We start from the raw sequence: 17,080 nt of genomic DNA, 5'->3' as shown, positions 1-17,080 counted from the left end.
CCTCGACCGGCTGGCCGGCGCGCTGGAGCCCTCGCGCGATGAGCTTCTCAAGTACATCTCGGTCGTCACGCTGAACAACCGCTACGGAATCAAGGCGCGCAATGGCGAGCCGCTCGAGGTGCCGCAGTACTTCTGGATGCGCATCGCCATGGGCCTGGCGCTCAACGAGGCAGACCCCACATCAGTCGCGCTCGGCTTCTACGACAAGATGTCGAAACTCGAGTACATCGCTGCTGGTTCGACCCTGGTCAACGCGGGCACCGCCTACCCGCAACTGTCCAACTGCTTCGTCATGGAGATGCAGGACGACATCGAGCACATCGCCAAGAGCGTTCGCGACGTCATGTGGCTCACCAAGGGAACCGGTGGCATCGGCCTCTCGGTCACCAAGCTGCGCGCCCAGGGTTCGCCGATCCGCTCGAACAACACCATGTCGACCGGCCCGATCCCGTTTATGCACACCATCGACTCGGTGCTGCGCGCGGTCAGCCGCGGCGGCAAGAAGTTCGGCGCCCTCTGCTTCTACATGGAGAACTGGCACCTGGACTTTCCAGAGTTCCTCGACCTGCGCCAGAACTCCGGCGACCCGTACCGCCGCACCCGCACCGCCAACACCGCGGTCTGGATCAGCGACGAGTTCATGAAGCGCGTGCAGAACGACGACGACTGGTACCTCTTCGACCCGCTCGAGGTGCAGGACCTCAACGAGCTCTACGGCAAGGAGTTCTCGGCCAAGTACAACGAGTACGTCGCCAAGGCCGAGGCCGGCGAGATGCGCCTGTTCAAGAAGATCACCGCCCGCGAGCAGTTCAAGTCGATCCTCATCTCGCTGCAGACCACCAGCCACCCGTGGCTGTGCTGGAAAGACACGATCAACAACCGCGCGCTCAACAACAACACCGGCACCATCCACCTCTCCAACCTCTGCACCGAGATCACCCTCCCGCAGGACGAGGACAACGTCTCGGTCTGCAACCTCGCCTCGATCAACCTGTCCCGTCACCTCGTGCTTGATAGGAATGGCGACGCCGGCAAGCTGGACTTCGGCAAGATCGAGGAGAGCGCCCGCCTCGCCGTGCGCCAGCTCGACAACCTGATCGACATCACCCGCTCCTCGGTGAAGGAGGCCGACTTCTCCAACGCGCAGAACCGCGCCGTCGGCCTCGGAGTGATGGGCTTCACCGACGTGGTCGAGAGGCTCGGCATCAGCTACGAGAGCGAGGAGTCGTACGACCTGATCGACGAGATCATGGAGCACGTCTCGTACGCCGCCATCGACGAGAGCGCGAACCTCGCGGTCGAGCGCGGCGCATACCCGAACTTCGCCGGCTCGCGCTGGTCGGAGGGGCTCGTGCCGCTCGACTCGATCGCGCTCACCGAGGCGGACCGGGGCATCGAGATCAAGGTCAACCGCAAGACGCGGCTCGACTGGGACGCCCTGCGCCTGAAGGTCAAGGGCGGAATGCGCAACGCGACGCTCATGGCGATCGCGCCCACCGCCTCCATCGGCCTCGTCGCCGGCACCACCCCGGGACTCGACCCGCAGTTCTCGCAGATCTTCAGCCGCGCGACCTCCAACGGCAAGTTCCTCGAGGTGAACCGCAACCTCGTGAACGACCTGCAGGAGCTCGGCATCTGGGACTCGACCCGCGAGGCGATCCTGCGCAGCCAGGGCGACATCCAGGGCATCGCGGCCATCCCGGACCACGTGAAGGCCACGTACAAGACGAGCTTCCAGCTCTCGCCGTACGCCTTCCTCGAGGTAGCGGCGCGCGCCCAGAAGTGGATCGACCAGTCGATCAGCCGCAACATGTACCTCGAGACGCGTGACCTCGGCGACATGATGGACATCTACATGTCGGCGTGGGAACGCGGCGTGAAGACCACCTACTACCTGCACATGAAGCCGCGCCACACCGCGGAGCAGTCGACCGTGAAGGTGAACAAGTCCGAGGACATCGGATCGGGCGCTCGCAAGGGCTTCGGCGCGGCCCCGGCCACCGAGCTGGTCGAGACGGCGGCGGCTCCGGCGGCCGCACCGCGCAAGGGTTTCGGCTTCGGTGGGCTCGCTCCCAAGTCGGGGGAGTAGAACATGAACGAGAACACCGCGACGCTGCACGTAGCACCGTTCGAATACCAAGTACCGGTCGACCCGATGGACGACCTCCAATGCGACAGCTGCCAGTAGAAAGCGAATGCCAATAATGGGAATCCTCGGAACCGGCCTCCAGGAGGGGCTGCTGCTCAAACCGATCCGCTACCAGTGGGCGATGGACCTGTACGACCAGGCCGTGGCCAACACCTGGTTCCCCAACGAGATCCAGCTCGGCGAAGACATCGCCGACTTCAAGAAGATGACGGACGAGGAACGTCACGCCGTCACCTTCCTGATGAGCTACTTCAACCCGAACGAGCTCCTGGTGAACAAGGCTCTCGCGTTCGGCGTCTACCCCTACATCAACGCGGCGGAGTGCAGCCTGTACCTCGCCAAGCAGATGTGGGAGGAGGCCAACCACTGCATGTCGTTCGAGTACGTGCTGGAGACCTTCCCGATCGACCGCGAGGCCGCGTACAACTCCCACGTCGACATCCCGTCGATGGCGAAGAAGGAGGAGTTCGAGGTCAAGTTCATCAAGCGGATGACCGAGCAGACTCTCGACATCACGACGACCGAGGGCAAGAAGGACTTCGTGCGCAACCTCGTCGCGTACAACGTGATCCTCGAGGGCATCTGGTTCTACTCGGGCTTCATGGTGGCGCTGAGCTTCCGCCAGCGCAACCTCCTGCGCAACTTCGGTTCGCTCATGGACTGGGTGGTGCGTGACGAGAGCCTGCACCTCACGTTCGGCATCAACCTCATTCTCACGGTGCTGGAGGAGAACCCCGACCTGCAGACCGAGGAGTTCGCCGCCGAGATCAAGCAGATGATCCTGGATGCCGTGGAAATGGAAGAGGAGTACAACCGCGACCTGCTCCCGGGCGGCATCCTCGGCCTCAACGCCAACTACATCAACCAGTATGTGAAGTACCTGGCCGACCGCCGGCTCGAGGAGCTCGGCTTCGAGGCCGAGTACAACGTCTCGAACCCGGCCAAGTGGATGGCGGCGGCGAACGACACGCTGCAGCTCGTCAACTTCTTCGAGTCGACGAACACCTCGTACGAGTCGAACGCGAAGGCGACGGTCGGCACGAAGTAGCAGCACCGGATTCGAGAAGCGGATGCCCGTCCACGGTCATCCGCTTCTCGCGTTAACGGCCTGCCGATTCGCTCGCGGAGTGCACTCCGGGTCAAGGTGTAGGCTCCGAGAACAGTCGAGGCAAGGGTGCCGGGACCGTTGGATCTGACCCGAGGACACGAGACGCATGGCCACAGCGATTCACTCAGATCGCCGCGATCACGGCCGAGCCTTGTGGGTCGCATCCGGCCGACCGCGCAGTCGATCCCGCAGGCCTCACACCAGGAGAGATAGGTAGAAGAATGCGAATCAGATACGCGATTCCCGTGCTCGCCGTCGTGACCGCGCTCGCGCTCAGCGGCTGCGTCAACAACGAGACGGCGACCGGCCCTTCGGGCTCCAGCGGCACGACCGTAAGCAAGGACGCCGCCGCCGCCGCGCTGCTCCCAGACAAGATCGCCAAGGCCGGCAAGCTCGTCATCGGCATCGACCCCACCTACGCGCCCAACGAGTACAAGGACGCGAACGGTAAGCCGATCGGCTGGGAGGTGGAGCTCATGGATGCCGTGGGCGGCAAGCTCGGCGTGAAGACCGACTACCGCGTCGCCAAGTTCGACAGCATCATCCCGAGCATCACCGGGGGCAAGTACAACCTCGGCCTCTCGTCGTTCACCGACAACCCGGCCCGGGAGAAGGTTGTCGACTTCGTCAACTACTACACCGCGGGCATCCAGTGGGCGTCGGCGGCGGGAAAGACCGTCGACCCGGACAACGCCTGCGGCCTCAAGGTGGCCGTGCAGGCGACGACCTACGAGGACACCGACGAGGTTCCGGCCAAGTCCAAGGCGTGCGAGGATGCCGGCAAGCCCGCAATCCAGGCCGTGAAGTTCGACACCCAGGACCAGGCGACGAACGCCGTCGCGCTCGGCCAGGCCGACGCGATGAGCGCCGACTCGCCCGTCACCCTCTACGCCGTCGCGCAGCTCAAGGGCAAGCTCCAGCTCGCCGGCAAGAGCTTCGAGGTGGCGCCGTACGGAGTGGCCGTCAACAAGGGCGACAAGCTCGGCAAGGCGCTGCAGAAGGCGTTCCAGTCGATAGTCGACGACGGCACGTACAAGAAGATCCTCGATAAGTGGGGTGTCGCCGATGGCGGCATCGACACGATCACGATCAATGCGGCCGCAAACGGCTGACCTCGCACACGGCTGACGACATGAGCACAGACACCCGAAGTGGGTCTGTGGCGGGGTCCGCCCCGCCACCGACCGACAACGACGGCACCGCGATCAAGGCGGTGAAGCTGCGGCATCCGATCCGCAACATCTTCGCCGTCATCATCCTGTTGTTCGCCGCGGCCTTCGTCTACGACGCGGCGCTGCGGCCGGCCTACAACTGGCCGGCCGTGGCCAAGTACATCTTCGACCGGCGCATCTCGGAGGCGGCGGTCATCACCCTCGAGCTGACCGTGTATTCGATGCTCATCGGTGTGGCACTCGGCGTCGTGCTCGCCGTGATGCGGCTCTCGCCGAATCCCGTGTTCAAGAGCCTGTCCTGGTTCTACCTCTGGGTGTTCCGCGGAACCCCGGTGTACGTGCAGCTCACCTTCTGGGGGCTGCTGTCGGTCATCTACCCCACGATCGACATCGGGCTCCCGTTCCTCGATCCGCTCATCAGCCTGCCGACGGGCGATGTGCTCAACGTGTTCCAGCTCGCCGTGATCGGACTCGCCCTCAACGAGGCGGCCTACATCGCCGAGATCGTGCGGGCCGGCATCCTCTCGGTGGACCACGGCCAGGAGGAGGCGGCGACGGCGCTCGGCATGAGCTGGTTCCAGACCATGTCGCGGGTGATCATCCCGCAGTCGATGCGCGTGATCATCCCGCCGGTGGGCAACGAGGTGATCTCGATGCTCAAGACGACCTCGCTCGTGACCGCCGTGCCGTTCAGCTTCGAGCTCTTCACGCGCTCGCGGGACATCTCCGCCGAGACCTTCACCCCCATCCCGCTCTTCCTCGTGGCGTCGATCTGGTATCTCGCGTTCACCTCGATCCTCATGATCGGGCAGTACTTCCTCGAGAAGCGCTTCGCCCGGGGAATCGGCGTCGCGCAACCGGAGAAGAAGATCACGGTGGCCACCGGGGCCGTGCCGGTGGTCGGCGATGAGGGCGACGACAAGAAGTCCGGCGGCAGTCGGCCCGGGGGCACGACATGAACGACACGCTGATGGTGGAGGCGGACCGCGTCTCGAAGAGCTTCGGCTCCAACAAGGTGCTCAAGAGCATCTCCCTCACGGTGAAGCGGGGCGAGGTGATGTGCCTCGTGGGCCCGAGCGGCTCCGGCAAGTCGACGTTCCTGCGCTGCATCAACCACCTGGAGAGCGTGGATGCCGGTCGCCTCCGGGTGGACGGCGAACTCGTCGGCTATCGCGAGAAGGGCCACATCCTGCACGAGCTGAAGCCGCGCGAGGCGGCGCTCCAGCGACGTGACATCGGCATGGTGTTCCAGCGGTTCAACCTCTTCCCGCACATGACGGCGCTCGAGAACATCATCGAGGCGCCGCTGCGGGTGAAGCGCATGCCGAAGGCGAAGGCCATCGAGCGCGGCATGGACCTGCTCGCCCAGGTCGGCCTCGCCGACAAGGCGGATTCGTACCCCGCGCACCTCAGTGGCGGCCAGCAGCAGCGGGTGGCGATCGCGCGGGCGCTCGCCATGGACCCCAAGCTCATGCTCTTCGACGAGCCGACGTCAGCCCTCGACCCCGAGCTCGTGGGGGAGGTGCTCGACGTGATGAAGCAGCTCGCCAAGGAGGGTATGACCATGATCGTGGTGACGCACGAGATGGGCTTCGCGCGCGAGGTTGCCGACTCTCTCGTCTTCATGGATGGCGGGGTCGTCGTGGAGTCCGGTGACCCGCGCGAGGTGCTCGCCAACCCGAAGCACGAGCGCACGAAGTCGTTCCTCTCGAAGGTGCTGTAGCGGCCGAGGATTGTGCCGCCGCACAAGCGGGCGGAGAGTTGGTGGGGCGGGCGACTGCGGGTTTGCTGTGTCGGCGCCGGGCGGGTTGACCCCTGCTGGGCCGTGGCGTAGCGTCTCGAATATCATCGCCGTTGGGCGATCAACCAGTCAATGGTGACAGGAGAATCATGACCCACCCGAGCTACTCCACCATCTCCGTCGCGGCGATCCTCAAGGAGTCCGCCGAGCGGCACCCGGACAACGTCGCGGTGGTCGTCGGCGGCACGGAATACACCTACGCCCAGCTCTGGCGGGAGACCCGTGGTTATGCCGGCGCCCTCAAGGCGCTCGGCGTGGGCGTCGGCGACCCGGTGGCCATCCTCATCCCGAACGTCGCCGACTTTCCGCGGGCCTACTACGGCATCCTGAGCCTCGGCGGCATCGTCGTGCCGATCCACGCCCTGCTCAAGGCCGACGAGATCGAGTACGTGCTGCGGGACTCCGGCGCCACCCTGCTCGTCTGCGCGGCCCCGCTGCTCGGCGAGGGGGCCAAGGGCGCGTCGCAGGCCGGCATCCCGGTGATCTCGGTGCTCGCGCCGGAGCCGGTGGGCGACATCCCGCAGCTCGAGGGGCTCGCCGCCGAGGCCGAGCCCATCGACACCTACGTGCCTCGCGAGCCGTCCGACATCGCCACGATCCTCTACACCAGCGGCACCACCGGCAAGCCGAAGGGTGCGGAGGGCAGCCACTTCGCGATCGTCGAACAGGCAAACACCCTGCTGCTCAGCACCTTCGACATGCGGCCGGACGACACCGTGATGGGCTGTCTTCCCCTCTTCCACACCTTCGGGCAGACCTGCACCCTCAACACCGGGTTCCGCATCGGCGCGAAGATCGTGCTGCTGCCGCGCTTCGACGGGGACACCGCGCTGCGCACCCTCATCGACAGCGAGTGCACCATCATGATGGGCGTGCCCACGATGTACATCGCGCTGCTCGAGGCCGCCAAGAAGACGCCGGACCGGCCGAAGCTGCGCTACGCGGTCTCCGGCGGCTCCTCGTTGCCGCTCGCCGTGATCGAACGGTTCAAGGCCGAATTCGGGGTGGAGATCTACGAGGGCTACGGCCTCACCGAGACCTCGCCCGTCGCGAGCTTCAACCACGTTGGCCGGCCGCCGCGCGCCGGAAGCATCGGTCAGGCGATCTGGGGCGTGGACGTGGAGATCGCCCGGGCCGACGTCGACGACTCGATCGAGCTCCTGCCCGTGGACGAGCTCGGCGAGATCGTGATCCGCGGACACAACCTCATGAGCGGCTACCTCAACCTGCCCGAGGAGTCGGCGAAGGCCGTGGTCGACGGCTGGTTCCGCACGGGAGACCTGGGCACGAAGGACGAGTCCGGCTACCTCTGGATCGTCGACCGCAAGAAGGACATGATCCTGCGCAACGGCTACAACGTCTACCCGCGGGAGGTGGAGGAGGTGCTGACAGCGCATCCGGCGGTCTCCACCGCCGCCGTGTTCGGTGTCGCCCACGAGACGCACGGGCAGGAGATCATGGCCGTGGTCGTGCTCACCCCCGGCGAGGAGGTGGACGCCGAGACCCTCGCGGCCCACGCCAAGGAGAAGCTCGCGTCGTACAAGTACCCGCGTCGGGTGGAGATCGTCAAGGCCCTACCGCTCGGTCCGAGCGGAAAGGTGCTCAAGCGCGAGCTCGTGGCCCACTACGAGGCGGAGGAGGCCGAGGCGGTCGCGGTGCGGGCCAAGGGCGTCACGGCGCCGTAGCGGCCGTCACACGAGGCAACACTGCCCCGAACCCGCTGTCGCTCGATTAGCGTCGAGCAGGTGACCAAGCTAAACGTCGTTGCCGTGACCGGCAGCCTGCACGCGCCGTCGAAGACCATCGCCCTCGTCGAGGCGATCCTCGCCGAACTCGGCGCGCAACTGCCGATCGACGCCCACCTGATCAAGCTCAACGAGCTCGGGCCGTCGTTCGCCGGCGTGCTCACCAGGCCGGAGCTGCCGGAGAACGTGGAGCGGGAGCTGCAGCGGATCGAGACCGCGGACCTGCTCGTGGTCGCGTCGCCGGTCTACCGGGCGTCGTTCACCGGGCTGTTCAAGCACCTCTTCGACTTCGTGGACCAGTACGCCCTGGTCGACACCCCGATCCTGCTCGCGGCGACCGGGGGATCGGAGCGGCACGCCCTCATCATCGAGCACCAGTTCCGGCCGCTGTTCTCGTTCTTCCAGGCGCTCACGCTGCCGCTGGGGATCTACGCGCACGACTCGGACTTCACCGACTACACCGTGAGCAGCACGTTCCTTAAGGACCGCATCCGCAAGGTCGTCGAACGCTCGCTGCCGCTGATCAACTCGAACTTCGCCGAGAAGCAGGACATCGCCAAGGTGCTCGACGGCCGGGTGGTGCGCGAACCGGAGGCGGCCCCCGCCCACGTGCCGATCCGCCTGCTCAGCTGAGGCCCTGGGGCCTCAACCGGGCGGTCAGATCCGCTCGATGATCGTCGCGTTCGCCATGCCGGCGCCCTCGCACATCGTCTGCAGGCCGAACCGGCCGCCGGTCTGCTCGAGAGTGTTCACCAGGGTGGTGAGCAGGCGCGTTCCCGAGGCGCCGAGCGGATGCCCGAGCGCGATCGCCCCGCCGCGCTGGTTCACCCGCGCCGGGTCGGCCCCGGTCTCGTACCGCCAGGCGAGCGGCACGCAGGCGAACGCCTCGTTCACCTCGAAGCTGTCGAAGTCGTCGATGGCCATGCCGCTGCGCTCGAGGATGCGCCGGGTCACCGGCATCACCCCGGTGAGCATCTCGATCGGGTCGGAGCCGGTCACGGCGAAGTGACGGAACCGGGCCCTCGGGGTGAGGCCGAGAGACGCGGCCCGCTCCTCGCTCATGATGAGCGCCGCCGAGGCGCCGTCGGTGAGGGGGGAGGAGTTGCCGGGAGTCACCCGCCACTGGATCTCCGGGAAGCGCGCAGCGGTCGCCTCGTCGAAGAAGGCGGGCTTCAGTCCGCCGAGCCCCTCCGCGGTCGTGGATGGTCGGACGGTCTCGTCCACGAGCGGGGTGTCGCCCACCGGCACGATCTCGCGGGAGAAGTCGGCGGCGGCGGCGAGCCGGTGCGAGCGGGCGGAGAACTCGTCGAGCTGCTCGCGCGACAGGTCCCAACGCGCGGCGATGAGCTCGGCGGAGATGCCCTGGCCGACGAGGCCGTCCGGGTACCTGGCGTGCACCATCGGCCCCCACGGGTCCTCGCCGAGGGTGGCGAAGTTGATCGGGTTGCGGCTCATCTGCTCGACTCCGCAGGCGATCACGATGTCGTAGGCGCCCGCGATCACGCCCTGGGCGGCGAAGGCGGCGGCCTGCTGGCTGGAGCCGCACTGCCGGTCCACGGTGGTGCCGGGCACCGATTCGGGGAATCCGGCCGCCAGCACGGCGTTGCGGGTGATGTTCACCGACTGCTGGCCGACCTGGCTGAGGCAGCCGCCGATCACGTCGTCGACCATCCCCGGGTCGAGGTCGTTGCGCTTCACGAGGCTGTACAGCACAGTGGCGAGCAGGTCCACCGGGTGCAGGCCGGAAAGCTGCCCCCCGGGCTTGCCCCGGCCGGAGGCGGAGCGGACAACGTCGACGATGACTGCCTGTGACATGAATCGAGCCTAACCCCGCGGCGCCGGGATGGCGCCTTGGGCGGCTCCGCGGATCGGCCGGCTCTACGGTTCGGCCGGCTATTCGGCGAGAAGCTTGGTGATGCGCTGCAACGACACCGGTTCCGCCGTGGCGATGTGCTGGGCGAAGAGGCTCAGCCGCAGCTCCTCGAGCAGCCAGCGGGCCCGTGTGAGACGCTCGCCGGCCCCGGGCGTGAGCGGGAGGGTGCCGCCGGCCGCGGTGTAGCGCGCGGTCGCGGACTGCACCTCCGACATCCACACCCGGTCCCTGCCGAGGTTCTCGGCCAGCTTGCCGATGCGGTGCACGATCGCCGTGAGGTACACCGGCAGCCGGCGCAGCTGGGCGAGGCCGGTCGCGGACACGAAGCCGGGATAGACGAGCGCCGAGAGCTGCTCGCGGGCGTCGGCGAGCGGGCTCAGCAGGGCGACGCTCGTGGCGGCCTTGATGGCCTTCTCCACCTCGCGTCCCCGGGCGATGATGGTGGAGACGAGCGACACGGTCTGGAACAGGGAGTCCATGATCGTGGCGGACACGGCATCCCTCGCCGCCTCGAACTCGGCCCTGGTCCAGACCTCGCGGCCGCCGAGCACCGCGTCGATGCAGGCCGCCATGCAGTCGGCGAAGAGCTCCCCGGTGGTGCGGTACGGGCTCTGCGCGAGGGTGAGCTTCTCGGCGTGGGTGAGGTGCTCCTGCACGTACGAGACGGGGGAGGGGATGGTCAGCAGCAGCATCCGGCGCACCCCGGCCCGCATGGCGCTCGCCTGGTCCTGCGGGGTGCTCATCAGCCGGATCGCCACCGTCGCGCCCTCATCGACGAGGGCCGGGTAGGCGCGGATTGTGTTGGTGCCCTGCCTGGTGTCGAGGATGCGCGGCAGCTCGTCGAAGTCCCAGCCGGTGAGGCCCGTGCGCTCGATCGCGTTGGTGGGGATGGCGACGGAGGCGCGAGCGACGCTCTCCCGCACCGAGGTGGCCAGTCGCCTCTGCAGCTCGGCCAGGTCCTTGCCGCTCGCGACCGGGCGCGATCGCTCGTCGAGCACCGCGAAGGTCACCCGCAGGTGGGGCGGGACGCGGGCCTCGTCGAAGTCGCCGGCGGTGACCGGAACGTAGGTGAGGCGGGTGATCGCGGCCGCGAGGGTCGCCTTGAGCGATAGTTCGCCCGGTTCGCCCGGGAGCTCGGCGAGGAGCCGGCGGGCCCAGTCGGTCGCGGGAACGACGTTGCGGCGGATCGACTTCGGCAGCGACTTGATCAGCGCGGTCACGAGATCCTCGCGAAGCCCGGGCACCTGCCAGTCGAAGCCGTGCGGGCTCAACCGGGCGAGCAGCGCGATCGGCACCTGCACGGTCACCCCGTCGTCCTCGGCGCCCGGCTCGAACCGATAGGTGAGGGTGAGCCGCTGGTCGCCCTGCTGCCAGAGGCTCGGGTACGCGTCCTCCACCGGCTCGACCTCGGTCGTCTCCGGCTCGTCGACGAGGTTCTCCGCGGTCATGGTGAGCAGCTCGGGGGTCTCGGCCCGAGCCTTCCGCCACCAGGTCTCGAAGGAGCGCTGGGAGGTGATGTCCGCCGGGATGCGGCGCTGGTAGAACTCGAAGACGGCCTCGTCGTCGTAGAGGATGTCTCGTCGCCTGGTGCGCTCCTCGAGCTCGGCGAGCTCCCGGCGCAGGGCGCGGTTGGCACGGTCGAAGGCGCTCATCCGGGCATCGAGCCTGGCCAGGTCCCACTCGCCGTCGACGAGCGCGTGCCTGATGAACAGCTCGCGCGCGTAGCCGGGATCGACCCGGCTGAACTGAACCCGGCGCCGTGCCACGATCGGCACTCCGTAGAGGGTGACCCGCTCGTAGGCGACCGCGGCCCCCTGCTTCTTCTCCCAGTGCGGCTCGCCATAGCTGCGCTTGACCAGGTCCCCGGCGATCGGCTCGGCCCAGGCCAGATCGATCGCCGCATTCGTGCGGGCGAAGAGCCGGCTCGTCTCCACCAGTTCGGCCGACATGATCTCGGCCGGCTGCTTCTTCGCCAGGGCCGAGCCGGGGAAGATGCTGAAGCGCACCTGGCGGGCGCCCACGTAGTCCTTCTTGGCGACATCCCGGATGCCGATCTGGCTCAGCAGGCCGGCGAGAAGCGAGCGGTGGATGCCGTTCGGGTTGACGCTCGCGCCCGTGATCACGAGGCCGAGGGGCTTGGCCTGGCGCTCCAGCTGCCGATAGACGTCCTTCCACTCCCGCACACGCAGGTAGTTGAGGTACTCGCTGCGGCACATCCGACGGAACTGGTTGCCGCTGAGTTCCTTCTCCTGCTGCTCGAGGTAGTTCCAGAGGTTGACCAGGGTGAGGAAGTCGCTCGTCGGGTCGACGAAGCGGGCGTGCGACTGGTCGGCCTGCGGGCGGCGCTCGAGGGGACGCTCGCGGGGGTCCTGGATGCTGAGGCCGGCCACGATCGCCATCACCTCGCGCGTGACCCCGTGTTGCTTCGACTCCACCACCATGCGGGCGAGGCGCGGATCGATCGGCAGCTGGGCGAGCTGCTTGCCCACCCGGGTGATGGTGGGCTCGGCCGTGGTGCCGGCCACGGCGCCGAGCTCGCGGAGCAGGTCGAGGCCGTCCTTGATGCCCCGCGAGTCCGGCGGCTGCAGGAACGGGAAGCTCGCGATGTCGCCCAGTCCCAGCGAGATCATCTGCAGGATCACGGCGGCGAGGTTGGTGCGCAGGATCTCCGGCTCGGTATATTCCGGTCGCGACATGTAGTCGGCCTCGGAGTAGAGCCGGATCGCGATGCCGTCGCTCGTGCGGCCGCTGCGGCCGGAACGCTGGTTGGCGCTCGCCTGGCTGATCGCCTCGATCGGCAGGCGCTGAACCTTCGACCGCACGCTGTAGCGGGAGATGCGGGCCGTGCCGGCGTCGATCACGTACTTGATGCCCGGCACCGTGAGGCTGGTCTCCGCCACGTTGGTGGCGAGCACAACCCGGCGCCGCACGCCCGGCGTGCGGGAGGTGTCGAACACGCGGTGCTGGTCCGCTGCGCTCAACCGCCCGTAGAGGGGCAGAACCTCGGTGAACGGCAGGTTCCGTCCGCGGATGGACTCCTCGGCATCCCGGATCTCGTTCTCGCCGCTGAGGAACACGAGCACGTCGCCGGTGCCCTCGCGGGCGAGTTCGTCGAGGGCGGCGTTGATGCCCTCCATCGGGTCGAGGTCGGCGGCGGTCTCGGCGGCATCCTCGTCGTCGTCGATCGGCACCTCGGCCACGAGCGGGCGGTAGCGCACCTCCACCGGGAAGGTGCGGCCGCTCACCTCGATGATCGGGGCGTCGCCGAAGTGCTTCGAGAAGCTCTGCGGGTCGATCGTCGCGGAGGTGATGACCACCTTGAGGTCGGGGCGCCTGGGCAGCAGCTGCCGCAGGTAGCCGAGCAGGAAGTCGATGGTGAGGCTGCGTTCGTGCGCCTCGTCGATGATGATGGCGTCGTACTTGGTGAGCAGCCGGTCCCGGTGGATCTCGTTGAGCAGGATGCCGTCGGTCATGAGCTTGATGCGGGTGTCTTTGCCGACCCGGTCGGTGAAGCGCACCTGGTAGCCGACGAGAGAGCCGAGCTGGGTGCCGAGCTCGTCGGAGATGCGCTCCGCGATGGTGCGGGCGGCGATGCGGCGCGGCTGGGTGTGCCCGATGCTCTGCTTGCCGAGCTCGAGCAGGATCTTCGGCAGCTGCGTCGTCTTGCCCGAGCCGGTCTCCCCGGCGACGATCACGACCTGGTTGTCGCGGATGGCGGCGGCGATGTCCTCGCGCCGCTGGCTGACCGGGAGGTCTTCCGGGTAGGTGATCACGGGGCCACCCGGCGCCGGTTTCGTGGGGTCCGCGCTCGTCACGACCGCGCTCGCCACGGCTGGCTCGGGGTGGGGGCTGGTATCTGGCATCGGCACTCCATCGTACGGCCGCCGGCTTTCCCCTCCCTCACCGCCCGCCCGCCTCGGGGGCGGCCGCCGGCGCCGAGGTGCCCACTTCTGCCGTGACGAAGGGGCGGGTAGCGGCAGAAGTGGGCACCTCGACGGACCTGTTCTCGGCTGATGTGGACAAGGCGCGCGGAGCTGAGCGGCATCCGCCATTCTCGAGACATGCCCACTCGCCCCAGCCCGCTTCCGCCGGAGATCGCCAGTGGGGCATTCTCCGTGGAGGAGGGGCGTGAGGCCGGGCTGAGCGCCCGACGACTTCGGGCGGGTGACCTTGACCGCAGCTATTGGGGAGTGAGATCCGCCGGACCGGCGGCCGGCGTTCGCGAACGCTGTCTGCTGCTGCAGCGGCGAATGCCGGACCACGCGTTCTTCAGCCATACGACCGCGGCCCTGCTCGTGGGTATCCCCGTGCCACTCGCCTGGGAGGCGGATTCCGTTCTGCACGTGGCCGTCAAGGATCCGGTGCGTGCGCCCCACGCTCGCGGGCTCGTCGGCCATCGGCTTCGCATCGAACACGGCGAGATATCTCGGCGAGGTGGAATCCGTCTCACGACGGCGGCTCGAACCTGGTGCGATCTCGCCGACATGCTCACACTGCCGGACCTGGTGGCCGCCGGGGACCACATCATCCACTGGCGGCAGCCGCTTGCCACCCGGGAGCAGCTCGAACTCGCCGTCACGTCGCGTATCGGGCGCCGCGGGCTGAAGGTGCTTCGGCGAGCTCTTCAGATGCTCAGTGATCGCGCGGAGTCGCCGCCGGAATCGCACCTCCGGGTGATACTGCTGCTTGCGGGGTTTCCCGAGCCTCGGGTCAATCACACTGTTACTGATCGCTTCGGCGAGTTCGTGGGTCGCACGGACCTGATCCTCGACGCCGAGAAGATCATTCTGGAATACCAGGGCGACTATCACCGCCCCGGGAAGCGACAGTGGCGGGCCGACATGACGCGCCGGTCGCGTCTTGAGGCGCTGGGCTGGCGTGTGATGGAGCTGAACGCCGACGATCTGAAGGATCCGGTCGAGCTTGTGGCCCGCATCCGTGCCGTTGCCGCCCTGCCTCGTGCCATCTGAAGAATAGGGGCGAAGGCGCGATGACGCGCGAAGTTGCGTGCATCCGTCGGCGTGCGGCGCCGTGTGTCGCGGCGTTGGCGGTGAGGTGCCCAGTTTTGCCGCCACGCCGGCTGTGACGCGACAATTCCGGGCACCTCAGAGGCGAGCGCGGGGTACGGGCGGACACGGGCGGGCGCGTGGAGCGGGCGGGTGCGGACACGGACGAGGAGCGCGGCGCGAGGCGGTCGTGCCGAGCGCGCGCGGCTTCCGCGGTCGGGGCAGCGACCCCGACGACCCCTGGCGGGGACGGTGAGACTCAGCCGCGAGCCACCGAATCCACGATCACCTGGATCGCCTGGGTGTCCTCGATGGTGGGCGGGATCACGTAGTCCTCGCCATCCACGATCTGCCGCATGGTCTTGCGCAGGATCTTGCCGGACCGCGTCTTCGGCAGCGCGCTCACCACCACCACGTCGCGGAAGGCGGCGACGGCACCGATCTGGTCGCGCACCATCGCGACGAGCTCCGCCTCAAGCTCGCTCTCGACCGGGGTCGAGCCGCTCTTGAGCACGACGTAGCCGACGGGTTTCTGCCCCTTCAGCGGGTCGGCCACGCCGATCACCGCGCACTCGGCGACGGCCGGATGCTGGGCGAGGACCTGCTCCATCGAGCCGGTCGAGAGGCGGTGCCCGGCCACGTTGATGATGTCGTCGGTGCGCCCCATCACATAGAGGTAGCCCTCGCGGTCGAAGTAGCCGCTGTCGCCGGTGAGGTAGAAGCCGGGGAAGGCGGAGAGGTAGGAGTGGATGTAGCGGTCGTCGCCCTTCCACAGGGTGCTGAGGGTGCCGGGCGGGAGCGGGAGCCTGATCACGATGTTGCCCTCGGCGAGCGGATGCTGTTCGTGGCCGTGCTCGTCCACGATCTCCACCTGGAACCCCGGGACCGGAAAGGATGGGGAACCCGCCCGCAGCGGCAGGTCCTCGATGCCGCGCGGGCTCGCGCAGATCGCCCAGCCGGTCTCGGTCTGCCACCAGTGGTCCACGACGGGCTTCTCGAGCAGCGCGGTGGCCCACGTCCAGGTCTCCGGGTCGAGACGCTCACCGGCGAGGAAGAGGGCGTCGAGCGAGCCGAGGTCGTACTGGTCGGCGAGGGCGGCGTGCGGGTCGACCTTGCGGATGGCGCGCAGCGCGGTGGGGGCCGTGAAGAGCACCTTGACCCTGTAGTCGCTCACGACGCGCCAGAAGGCCCCGGCATCCGGCGTGCCGACCGGCTTGCCCTCGTAGAGCACCGTCGTCGCGCCCGCGATGAGCGGCCCGTAGACGATGTAGGAGTGGCCGACGACCCAGCCGACGTCGCTCGCGGTCCACATGACGTCGCCCGGATGCACGTCGTAGATGTTGCGCATCGACCACGCCATTGCCACGGCGTGGCCGCCGTTGTCGCGAACGACCCCCTTCGGTGCGCCCGTCGTGCCGGAGGTGTAGAGGATGTAGAGCGGGTCGGTGGCCCTGACGGGCACGGGATCGTGGGGCGTCGCGACGCCGGCCGCCTCGTCCCAGTCCCACCACTCCACGCCTGCCGCGCCCTCGAGCTCCCGGGCGGAGCCGGGAACCTCCGGCCGGTCCTTGACGATCACGGTGCGCACCGTGCCACGGCTCAACTCGAGCGCGGTGACGATCGTCGGCAGGTATTCGACGACCCGGCTCGGCTCGATGCCGCCCGACGCGGTCACGATCACCGTCGGTTCGGCGTCGTCGAGGCGGGCGGCGAGTTCCTTCGCCGCGAAGCCGCCGAAGACCACGGAGTGCACGGCTCCGAGCCGCGCGCAGGCGAGCATGGCCACGACGGCCTGCGGCATCATCGGCATGTAGATCACCACGCGATCGCCGGCCGACACTCCGGCCTCGGCGAGCACCCCGGCGAACCGGGCGACCTTCTCGAGCAGCGCCGAGTAGGTGTAGCTCTTCTTCGCGCCCACCACGGGGGAGTCGTAGATGAGGGCGGTGGCCTCGCCGCGGCCGGCGAGCACGTGCCGGTCGAGCGCGTTGTAGCAGGTGTTGAGCATGCCGTCGGCGAACCAGCGGTAGAGGGGCGCGTGCGAGTCGTCGATGGCCGCGGTCGGTGCCACGTGCCAGTCGATCGCCTCGGCCGCCTCGAGCCAGAATCCCTCTGGGTCGCGGATGCTGCGCTCGGTCGTGGAGCGATAGTCCATGAAAACCTCCCCATTGACGTTTGTCTGTATACACAAAGATGCTCTAGTATGGCATATCGACCCCGAATCGG

Annotated in this window: 11 protein-coding genes; 8 read left to right on the top strand and 3 right to left on the bottom strand. The window is 67.9% G+C overall.

Going from position 1 to position 17,080, the window contains the following annotated elements; translation table 11 throughout:
• The 7 genes from ACHZD8_RS11460 to msuE all read left to right on the top strand — a co-directional run.
• The coding region (locus ACHZD8_RS11460; RefSeq protein WP_394770556.1) for a ribonucleoside-diphosphate reductase subunit alpha at positions 1 to 2,089 on the top strand (2,089 nt) is incomplete at its 5' end.
• Positions 2,090 to 2,204: 115 nt separating this feature from the next.
• A complete protein-coding gene (locus ACHZD8_RS11455; RefSeq protein ID WP_394770562.1) occupies positions 2,205 to 3,197 on the top strand; it encodes a ribonucleotide-diphosphate reductase subunit beta in 993 nt (330 codons plus the stop codon).
• Positions 3,198 to 3,478: 281 nt separating this feature from the next.
• Positions 3,479 to 4,369 (top strand): ABC transporter substrate-binding protein, encoded by an 891-nt coding sequence (locus ACHZD8_RS11450; RefSeq protein ID WP_394770555.1) that lies wholly within the window; start codon positions 3,479 to 3,481, stop codon positions 4,367 to 4,369.
• Between the two features lie 20 nt (positions 4,370 to 4,389).
• Positions 4,390 to 5,388 carry an amino acid ABC transporter permease gene (locus ACHZD8_RS11445; RefSeq protein ID WP_394770554.1) on the top strand — a complete coding sequence of 333 codons (999 nt, stop codon included), beginning with the start codon at positions 4,390 to 4,392 and terminating at the stop codon, positions 5,386 to 5,388.
• A gap of 11 nt (positions 5,389 to 5,399) precedes the next feature.
• Entirely contained in the window at positions 5,400 to 6,152 is a 753-nt protein-coding gene (locus ACHZD8_RS11440) for an amino acid ABC transporter ATP-binding protein (RefSeq protein WP_187270626.1), read from the top strand.
• 167 nt (positions 6,153 to 6,319) lie between these two features.
• Entirely contained in the window at positions 6,320 to 7,915 is a 1,596-nt protein-coding gene (locus ACHZD8_RS11435; protein WP_394770553.1) for a long-chain fatty acid--CoA ligase, read from the top strand.
• Between the two features lie 60 nt (positions 7,916 to 7,975).
• On the top strand, positions 7,976 to 8,608 hold the full coding sequence (msuE, locus tag ACHZD8_RS11430) for an FMN reductase (protein WP_394770552.1): 633 nt from the start codon (positions 7,976 to 7,978) through the stop codon (positions 8,606 to 8,608).
• A gap of 24 nt (positions 8,609 to 8,632) precedes the next feature.
• Here the strand turns inward: msuE and ACHZD8_RS11425 are convergent, their stop codons facing one another.
• Together ACHZD8_RS11425 and hrpA are read right to left on the bottom strand one after the other, a co-directional pair.
• Positions 8,633 to 9,790 carry a thiolase family protein gene (locus tag ACHZD8_RS11425; protein ID WP_394770551.1) on the bottom strand — a complete coding sequence of 386 codons (1,158 nt, stop codon included), beginning with the start codon at positions 9,788 to 9,790 and terminating at the stop codon, positions 8,633 to 8,635.
• Positions 9,791 to 9,868: 78 nt separating this feature from the next.
• Entirely contained in the window at positions 9,869 to 13,711 is a 3,843-nt protein-coding gene (gene hrpA, locus ACHZD8_RS11420) for an ATP-dependent RNA helicase HrpA (RefSeq protein ID WP_394770550.1), read from the bottom strand.
• A 198-nt stretch (positions 13,712 to 13,909) separates the two neighbouring features.
• Between hrpA and ACHZD8_RS11415 the strand changes: the two genes are divergently transcribed.
• Positions 13,910 to 14,818, top strand: a complete 909-nt coding sequence (locus tag ACHZD8_RS11415) for a hypothetical protein (RefSeq protein WP_394770549.1) — start codon at positions 13,910 to 13,912, stop codon at positions 14,816 to 14,818.
• Positions 14,819 to 15,113: 295 nt separating this feature from the next.
• Here ACHZD8_RS11415 and ACHZD8_RS11410 read toward each other — a convergent pair whose 3' ends face one another.
• Positions 15,114 to 17,009, bottom strand: coding sequence for an AMP-binding protein (locus tag ACHZD8_RS11410; RefSeq protein WP_394770548.1), 1,896 nt, complete (start codon positions 17,007 to 17,009; stop codon positions 15,114 to 15,116).
• Positions 17,010 to 17,080 lie beyond the last annotated feature (71 nt).

Origin of the sequence: Lacisediminihabitans sp. (assembly GCF_043726815.1) — a bacterium.
In the GTDB taxonomy this organism is placed as follows: Bacteria; Actinomycetota; Actinomycetes; order Actinomycetales; family Microbacteriaceae; genus Lacisediminihabitans.
This window is presented reverse-complemented; position numbering and strand designations above follow the sequence as displayed.

Excerpts from the sequence above, each read along its gene's own strand:
- ACHZD8_RS11410 (WP_394770548.1), bottom strand. The coding sequence starts at position 17,009 with ATGGACTATCGCTCCACGACCGAGCGCAGCATCCGCGACCCAGAGGGA.
- ACHZD8_RS11455 (WP_394770562.1), top strand. The coding sequence starts at position 2,205 with ATGGGAATCCTCGGAACCGGCCTCCAGGAGGGGCTGCTGCTCAAACCG.
- hrpA (WP_394770550.1), bottom strand. The coding sequence starts at position 13,711 with ATGCCAGATACCAGCCCCCACCCCGAGCCAGCCGTGGCGAGCGCGGTC.
- ACHZD8_RS11415 (WP_394770549.1), top strand. The coding sequence starts at position 13,910 with ATGCCCACTCGCCCCAGCCCGCTTCCGCCGGAGATCGCCAGTGGGGCA.
- ACHZD8_RS11440 (WP_187270626.1), top strand. The coding sequence starts at position 5,400 with ATGGTGGAGGCGGACCGCGTCTCGAAGAGCTTCGGCTCCAACAAGGTG.
- ACHZD8_RS11435 (WP_394770553.1), top strand. The coding sequence starts at position 6,320 with ATGACCCACCCGAGCTACTCCACCATCTCCGTCGCGGCGATCCTCAAG.
- ACHZD8_RS11450 (WP_394770555.1), top strand. The coding sequence starts at position 3,479 with ATGCGAATCAGATACGCGATTCCCGTGCTCGCCGTCGTGACCGCGCTC.
- ACHZD8_RS11425 (WP_394770551.1), bottom strand. The coding sequence starts at position 9,790 with ATGTCACAGGCAGTCATCGTCGACGTTGTCCGCTCCGCCTCCGGCCGG.
- ACHZD8_RS11445 (WP_394770554.1), top strand. The coding sequence starts at position 4,390 with ATGAGCACAGACACCCGAAGTGGGTCTGTGGCGGGGTCCGCCCCGCCA.